4 protein-coding genes and 2 pseudogenes are annotated in these 7,688 nt (G+C 58.5%); 5 read left to right on the forward strand and 1 reads right to left on the reverse strand.

Translation table 11 applies throughout. The features are described from left to right. Window positions 1-1,034: 1,034 nt before the first annotated feature. From AC0L3X_RS46080 to AC0L3X_RS46100, 5 genes and pseudogenes are all read left to right on the forward strand, one after another. Window positions 1,035-1,352 (forward strand): annotated as a pseudogene (locus AC0L3X_RS46080) (chitooligosaccharide deacetylase NodB); the annotation flags it as partial. A gap of 14 nt (window positions 1,353-1,366) precedes the next feature. Beyond that, a pseudogene (gene nodC / locus AC0L3X_RS46085) lies at window positions 1,367-2,852 on the forward strand (chitooligosaccharide synthase NodC). Between the two features lie 2,229 nt (window positions 2,853-5,081). Then, window positions 5,082-5,309, forward strand: a complete 228-nt coding sequence (locus AC0L3X_RS46090; protein ID WP_439034051.1) for a hypothetical protein — start codon at window positions 5,082-5,084, stop codon at window positions 5,307-5,309. 1,397 nt (window positions 5,310-6,706) lie between these two features. Next, the gene (locus AC0L3X_RS46095; protein WP_439034050.1) at window positions 6,707-7,024 is read left to right on the forward strand and encodes a transglycosylase domain-containing protein; all 318 of its coding nucleotides are present in this window, start codon (window positions 6,707-6,709) and stop codon (window positions 7,022-7,024) included. Then, window positions 6,924-7,214 carry a transglycosylase domain-containing protein gene (locus AC0L3X_RS46100; RefSeq protein WP_473317535.1) on the forward strand — a complete coding sequence of 97 codons (291 nt, stop codon included), beginning with the start codon at window positions 6,924-6,926 and terminating at the stop codon, window positions 7,212-7,214. The genes AC0L3X_RS46095 and AC0L3X_RS46100 overlap by 101 nt, the downstream gene beginning before the upstream one ends. A gap of 36 nt (window positions 7,215-7,250) precedes the next feature. Here the strand turns inward: AC0L3X_RS46100 and AC0L3X_RS46105 are convergent. Next, on the reverse strand, window positions 7,251-7,688 hold a 438-nt coding region (locus tag AC0L3X_RS46105; RefSeq protein ID WP_473317536.1), incomplete at its 5' end, for an integrase core domain-containing protein.

Genomic DNA, 7,688 nt, shown 5'->3' on the forward strand with positions numbered 1-7,688 from the left:
TTGCTCACACCGCGCCAAACGGCGTAACATCCGCCGAGACTCTAACCGCTACTGGGTGAAACTTCAGGGGCAGGTCAGAGCGACAGCACCACGCTAGTTGATCAATCTAGTGCCTCCCTGGCGGCCGGCAGGGCTTGAGTGGAGACCTGCCGAAACGCTGCAGGCTCGGATTTATCTCGTGCATCGCGAACGACGCTTCTCTGGCCAGCCTCAACGGCCCGCTGCATCGAACAAGTGCGGGTCCCCTTCAGCTCTGCAACTTAATCACCGAAAGGACCGGCCACTCGTCGTCATCGCCACTGGCAATCGCCCGACTTTGCTCCTGTGAAGCTCACTTGAGGTGATCCAGCTCAAGCACCATGATTCGCGTTTCCCGAGATGGGTTCGATGCTCGGCCAGGACTTTGCACCGAAAGGACGGTCGCACGCTGAGCCACTCTATCGCGTTGGCCTGATCAAGTGGATCAAGAGCATCGGCTTGCCCACCGAACGTTGATCCCTCTTGGCCCATCCGCAGCATGGATACGTCACATCAAAAGAATCGATTTTAACAATAATCGACAAATCCACATAGCTAGCCGCCTGCAATCGCAAGGACGATTGAGGACAAGGCGCGCGATGACGTATTGACTATTTTCAATGCAATTGACGGATGGCGTGCAAGCGTCAGCACATGTTCACCTCTTGCGCCCAGATCGAGGCCCTCTTGGTTTGGCTATCCTGACTGCGGCGAGCGTGGCGTATCGTATTGCGTCGGCGAGCCACCGGCGCGCGGGAGCTGCTTCGATACATCAATCTGGATCGAACATCAATAATGAAGCAGCATGAACAGCTTGCGCTCAGAGCTCTGGCCAAGCAAGAGCGGCGCAGCAAACGCCAGTAACGACAAGGGCGATATGCGCCGTTGGGTGCAGCTCTCTGTCAACTGCGATTCCGGATGGCTGCGCTTGACGCGCATCGGTCAGGCGTCGCGCCGCTCGAGAGAGCTTGGCGAGAACAGGGAACTGGAGTGTTTTCGATGCGGGCTCGAGGCCGCGGCACATGCGTGCGCCATACGGGATCTGGAGCAAGGAGGCCTTCGTCGCGTCGGCGAAGGCCGAACTGGCAGCCCTGCACTGGTCAGTCGATCCGCAAGACTGGTCTCGTCCCGGCGTCGAGGCGATCGTTGCCGCGGTGCTGGCCTCGGTCCCGCCGGGGGCAATCGTGCTCCTGCACGACGGGTGCCCTCCCGACGAGTTGGGACGCTGCCCTCATGCTGGTCAGCGCGACCAGACCGTGACGGCGCTCGCCCAACTCATTCCAGCACTGCATGACCGTGGATTTGCAATCCGGTCGCTTCCTCAACCTCACTGAATAGGTCGATTCCCATGAGCCTGCTTGCCACCATCAGCACCGCTGCTGTTGCCTCCTACGTGTTGCTCTCCAGCGTCCATAAGAGCGCGCAGGCGCTTTATGCGCTGCGAAGCGACGCTCCACTGCCGCCGTACGACCCGGTCGACGCCGATGCTCTGCCCAGCGTCGATGTCATCGTGCCCTGCTTCAACGAGGACCCCCGCACGCTCGCGGCCTGCCTGAAGTCTATCGCAAGTCAGGATTACCCAGGGCGATTGCAGGTCTACGTGGTCGACGACGGCTCTGCAAATGTCGGCGCAGTGGACGCGGTCCACGCCAGCTACGCGTATGACCCGAGATTCACCATCATTCTGCTGCGAAGCAATGTTGGAAACCGCAAGGCGCAGATCGCAGCGATTCGCCGCTCATTCGGCGATCTCGTGCTCAACGTCGACTCCGACACGGAAATCGACAGCGACGTGGTCAGCAAGCTCGTGCGCAAGATGCAGGATCCAGCCGTCGGCGCGGCCATGGGCCAATTGAAGGCCAGCAACCGAAACGACAGCTGGCTGACCCGATTGATCGACATGGAGTACTGGTTGGCTTGCAACGAGGAGCGCGCGGCGCAGACGCGGTTTGGTGCCGTCATGTGCTGCTGCGGGCCGTGCGCCATGTACCGGCGCTCCGCGCTGCTGTTGCTGCTCGAGCAATACGAGACGCAGTTCTTCCGGGGAAAACCCAGCGACTTCGGTGAGGACCGTCATCTGACCATCCTCATGCTCAAGGCAGGGTTCCGAACGGAGTACGTTCCGGACGCCATCGCCGCCACGGTGGTCCCGGACACGCTCTTGCCGTATCTGCGCCAACAGCTCCGCTGGGCGCAGCACCTACCGCGACCCCCTGCTCGGTTTGCACCTGCTGCCCGGCCTCGATCGGTACCTCACGCTCGATGTGCTCGGACAAAACCTCGGGCCGCTGCTGCTCGCCATCTCATCGATTGCCGCGCTCGCTCAGCTCGCGCTCACGGACAGCGTGCCGTGGTGGACCGGTCTGACCATCGTCGCGATGACCATGATTCGAAGCAGCGTGGCAGCCCTGCGCGCCGGCGAGCTTCGATTTCTCGGCTTCTCGCTGCACACCCCGATCAACATCTTCCTCCTGCTCCCGATGAAAGCCTATGCGCTCTGTACCTTGAGCAACAGCGATTGGCTCTCGCGCAAGGTATCCGTTTCTGCCGACGCAAGTGGAACGAATGGCCACCTTTTTTGCCTGGCTCCCATAACCGAGAAACCGGAGGAGATTGTTTGCACGTCGCGCATTCAGCATCTAGAGAACCGGATTGCTCTCCAATTGAAGCTCGTGGCTCAGCTGATCTGCCAGGACACACGGCGCTCCGAGCCGTCAAGCTGCTGGACGAACTCACAAGCGAACTCGTCGCGGCCAGACTGGTTAAGCACCATGATCGAGGCTAGCGCCCCGGAGCGCGAGCAGGCGAACAGTCCCAGCGAAAGGGCACGGTGACCTCTTCTATCCAGAAGACCTCCGCATTCTGGCCAACATTTTCAACGAGACGCTCGCAGCTTTACCGCCAGATCGCCGGACCATCGCCGATCGTATGCAAATCGCCAAACCTATTCTCGCTCGGGGACTGACAAGTGAACTCAAGTCAAATGATAGAGCCCGCATCTTTGGCGATTTCATCGATCAGACATTCATCTCTTCCTGGCCCAATCAAATCGAGGTTACGGCTAACACCTGGCGAACTTCTGCTTAAGGCGCAGGTTCACTCACTCAACGACGGCAGGAAGACATCGCCGTCAATTTTTCGAGATTGCCGAGCGGTCCATGTAAGACAGCGTCTTTCTGGTAGCGGGTTTGTCTCATGGTCAGTAGGCATGCCGCGGGAAAAGATCGCCGCGCCACCTTCCCAAGCATCGAGGCGACGACCGCATGATTTAGGCGCTCGATTTCAAAGGATGAGTGCGACCGCCCTTGCATTTCATTGTGGCCCGCCGACAGCCTGCCGACGCGCAAACAACCCGGGCGTCACGAGAGTCGCGCCGATCGCGCAACCAGATGGCTAGCCTCTTCCACGTTTCAGATGCCACCTGAAACGCTTTGTCCGTTGCCCACCAGCAGGGAAGATGGGCAATGCCGTCGGAATCGGCGCACCAGTCTGACCAGCCACATCGACCGGCACAACGCATTTCGCTTCCTGCAACGAGCGCGGCGTGGACTGCTCTGGCAGGCATCCGCAAAGCTGTGCCACGCTACGCACACCGCTGCTGTACGCCACATCGAGCTGGAATGCATTTCGGCTCGAAGTCGCCGGATGGACTCGGCTGATACGTAGCGTCTCGTCCTCGGAATCAAGCATCTGCCGAATCGCGCCGACCAATTGTCGACCAGCGATGCAGGAGCGTGACGTAGCACATCAAGGCACTGCTCGGGATTAGAGGTTGAGGATGACGACAGCACTTCTCTTCTTACGATCTTCTTCGCCGGCTTTGGATTTGGCAACGAAGTGCCGAGCTGGCGTTCCCGCAAAGGACGTGGCGCGCCCGGCTCTATGGTGCTCTCTTTCCTTCCGATGCTTCTGCAACGCTGCCGCCCCGAGTTCCCGCACCCGGTTTCTAGCGTCGCTTTCGGCCTCGCTCGAGCAAGGAAATTGCCGATCCGCCACGCGAGGGCGAACGCCTTCCGCCGCCACTTCGACGAGCATAGATGCGCAATCCAGATTGGCGGCCACGCGCGTGCTCGCGTAGAGTCAAGCCCGACAGCATCTGTATGGCCTTAGCATGTGCGGAAGCTATTGCCGGGCAGAACTTCCACCAGAGATCGTTGAAAATTCGCGCGCGAGCTAGCGCTTGAATTGAATTGGACGCGAGCGCGATTGCGGCAGCCTCGGTGAGGAGCATTTTCAATTTCCTACAGCATCTACGGCGCTTCGATGCCCCTCACGATCTGCACTGCGAGAGATGCAGAGCGCTCCGACGCCTCGGATCTGATCTCGCGTCAGGATCAAGCTCGCGTTGACCATGACCATGACCAATGGTCCTGGCCGAGCTAGATTCCCTGAAGCAGCCTACCCAAACTGGTAGTTTCGAAGGTGGGGCTTCCTTCCTAGAACTCGATCTGCGACGGGCAGAACGGCAGAACAGCGGATGCATCATGAAGCCTGACGAGCGCCTCGCCGAAGTCGTTGAGAATAGCGCATTTTTTGATGATGAGGCATGGGAGGTGTGGGCACAGTGCCTCTCACCCGCTGATCGGCTTGCGTATATTCGCAAGCATCGGTCTCACTTCCGGTTTTCAGATTACGATGACATGATAGCTGTTGTACGCGGTCGGCGCTTCACCGGTTGCTCATCGCAGCTCCTTCGATGGCGCCACAGGATACGAGCGAGGACGTTGCAAAGCGCCTTGCTCTGCTCCGTTGCGGTGTGGCAGGTCATCATTTTGCTTGCGGTGTGCTTTATCCGCTGAGATCAGCAGCCCACTTTTCGTCAAAGTAGGATAGCTGTGCCCGCATGCGTCCGAGCATTGTGGGCGCAGTTGGAGATGACCTGAAAAGCCGCAACCTGACGCAGCGTTCGGTTCGCACATTGTTTTGGGCGCAAATGTTGCGAAGCAGTTACAGCAAATCGCGCGGACGTTGTTAAAGACGCACGAGGCTGGGGGCGCCCAAGAGATGAGAGTAGAAATGAAGAACTTTTTGCCTGAGACTGTAAGCATTATGGCGCCGGCGCGGTGACGCCCGCATTCGGCGCGGATCTGCCTGCGCAGGCCGTCCGACCTCTCTACACCAAAGCTCCGCAGCCTGTCGCGGCTGCGATCTACGACTGGAGCAGCTACTATATCGGCATGGACGGTGGCTTCGGCTCAAGGTCGAATTGCTGGGGCTTCAATTGCGGCACGGCCGAGGGCTGTCATGATGCGACCGGCGTAACTGTGGCTCGATGGCAGATGGGCCAGTAGAGCAAGGGCTGGGCGAGATGCGCAGGTTGCGCGCTTCAGGCGGATTACCCTGCACGGCCCGATTGACTGGGCACGATTGAACTTCTTGTCCGACAACAGATGCGCCATGTGCGCAATTCGCCAAGCCGACAAATTCGGAACCATACTCATCCGTATCGACAAGCGCCTTTTTAGGAAGCTCGGGGGGTGGCCTTGCCTTTGCAGATACCGCTCTCAGTCGCGTGCACTCACATGGTGTTCAGATCGAAAGCTAGCATGAATTTGCGCAGATAAGAGGGATAACCGCGGCGGCGACAGCCTCTTTCGCGTGAGGGACATATGCTAGGGCACTACGCCGAGACCACACAACTTGCAACAGCCGAACACCTGGGCCAATCGAGCATTGGTCTTACACAATGTCCTGAGTGATCCAGCAACCATGCCGCCCAAGACCTCTTAAAGACTTGAATCGTACCCAGCGTCAAGTTGTACCAACTGGCGGTTCGATTCGCTCAACTGAGACATAACTCGCCTCATGACGACGGCACAGCACATTTACGATCTGCGAGGCGCTGCTGGAAATGGATATATCTTGATGATGGCATCTGTTCTTCTCGTTCTGATCTTTATCGCAGGCTCTGGCGCCGGCTATGCCGTCCGCAGCTGGCATTCTCGCAGGCGGCGAGAGCGCGCGCGGCTGTATATGGCTTATGCCCACTCCGCTGCTCCTGCGAAACCATCGCTTAAATGTCCCGGACGCGCGAGCAATGATGTACCAAAGCGACAGCTTCAGTTGTGATGCCGACTAGCGAAGCTCCCTCAAACGACTCGCTTGCTGGCAACAAGCATCGGGTGCTGCAGACTAGATGCCATCGAGAATACAGCGTGACGGCTGAACGACTCACGACCCGCGATCACCCTCATAACTGCAGGCGTACTGGCCTCATCCCCTCAGAGCTGACGCCCGATTTGCAAGCTTGCATGTGTCCTTCTAGTCGCAGCGTGTCGCATTTCCTGACTTGTCTGATTGCCCCACACAAGCTTTTCTTCGGCGCTTTCAATGAAAAACATGGAAACAAGAAGGCCGAGCGGCATGCCGACAGCGGCACGCGTTTCGCCGCGCGTACTCCAGATAATTGAAAGAAGCAAGTGAATCAGATGATGCCGCGAAGCCGGACCGCCGCGATCCAAGAGCGTATAATGGGAACAGCCAGGCGTATCTGTTCAATCACCACTATGGTTACGGAGCTGATGGGGGGTGCGCTGCGTGTTGGCCGACCGCTACGCTGGGTGATTGTCCACCCGCTTTCGGAGTCTTTAACATTCGGGATCATCAGCCTGATACTGTCATTGATCGTGACAATCCCGGTTTTTCATAGACCGCAGGTCAGAATTGGGGCGAGGACTCTGACCCTACAGTGTGTCTGCCGGACTGCCGCGCGGGTCAGACCAGCTCTTGCGCTACGTATATCTCGATTGGACTGAAAGAGCTTCCGGACGTCTTAATCAAGGCGACGCTTGCGACCGAGGATCACCGCTTCTACAGCCATTTCGGGAATGACCCTGCTGCTATCGCCCGCTCATTCCATGCTAATTGGAACCTAGACGGCATACATTCGACCGTTAGCCAGCAGGTTGCGAGGATTCAAAATCCCTTCAAATGGAGCCGCTGTCGAGGACAGAATTCACGAGGCACTTGTCGCGATTTGGCTCGAACGGCGGCTCACCAAGGATGAACTCCTAACGATCTATTTGAACCGGGTGCAGATCGGAGCCGCTATCTTCGGAGTGAGTGATGCGGCACGGCTCTATCTCAACAAACGCGTTCAGGACACCGACCTGAGCGAAGCGGCCACGCTTGTCGGCTTGCTAAATGAGCCGCTCGATGTAGCTTCGCACATTGGTCTTCGGAATGTGCGTCAGTGAACCGCCCCGGGTTTGCCGGAGGCCATTTGGTTTAAGTTATGCCGCCATGGCCGGTTGTTCCAGCATGGCGTAGTAGCGTTGCTCGGCTTCGGCCGGCGGTATGTTGCCGATGGGCTCCAGGAGCCGCCGGTTGTTGAACCAGTCCACCCATTCCAGCGTCGCGAACTCGACGGCCTCGAAGCTTCGCCATGGTCCGCGCCGATGGATCACCTCGGCCTTGTAGAGACCGTTGATGGTTTCGGCGAGAGCGTTGTCATAGGAATCTCCGACGCTGCCGACAGAAGGCTCGACGCCAGCTTCAGCCAGGCGTTCGGTGTATTTGATAGAGACGTATTGGGCGGATTCAAACGGTCGTCGCAACACTCGGAGGTTGGAGGTTGCGATGAACGTTGTAAGACGCCGATCGGCGCGGTCAGGACGAGCCCCATTGCCATCGCCAGGACGGCCGTCTGTTGCAGGACGCGATGAACAGAA

The organism is Bradyrhizobium sp. MI1.7 (genome assembly GCF_055811795.1).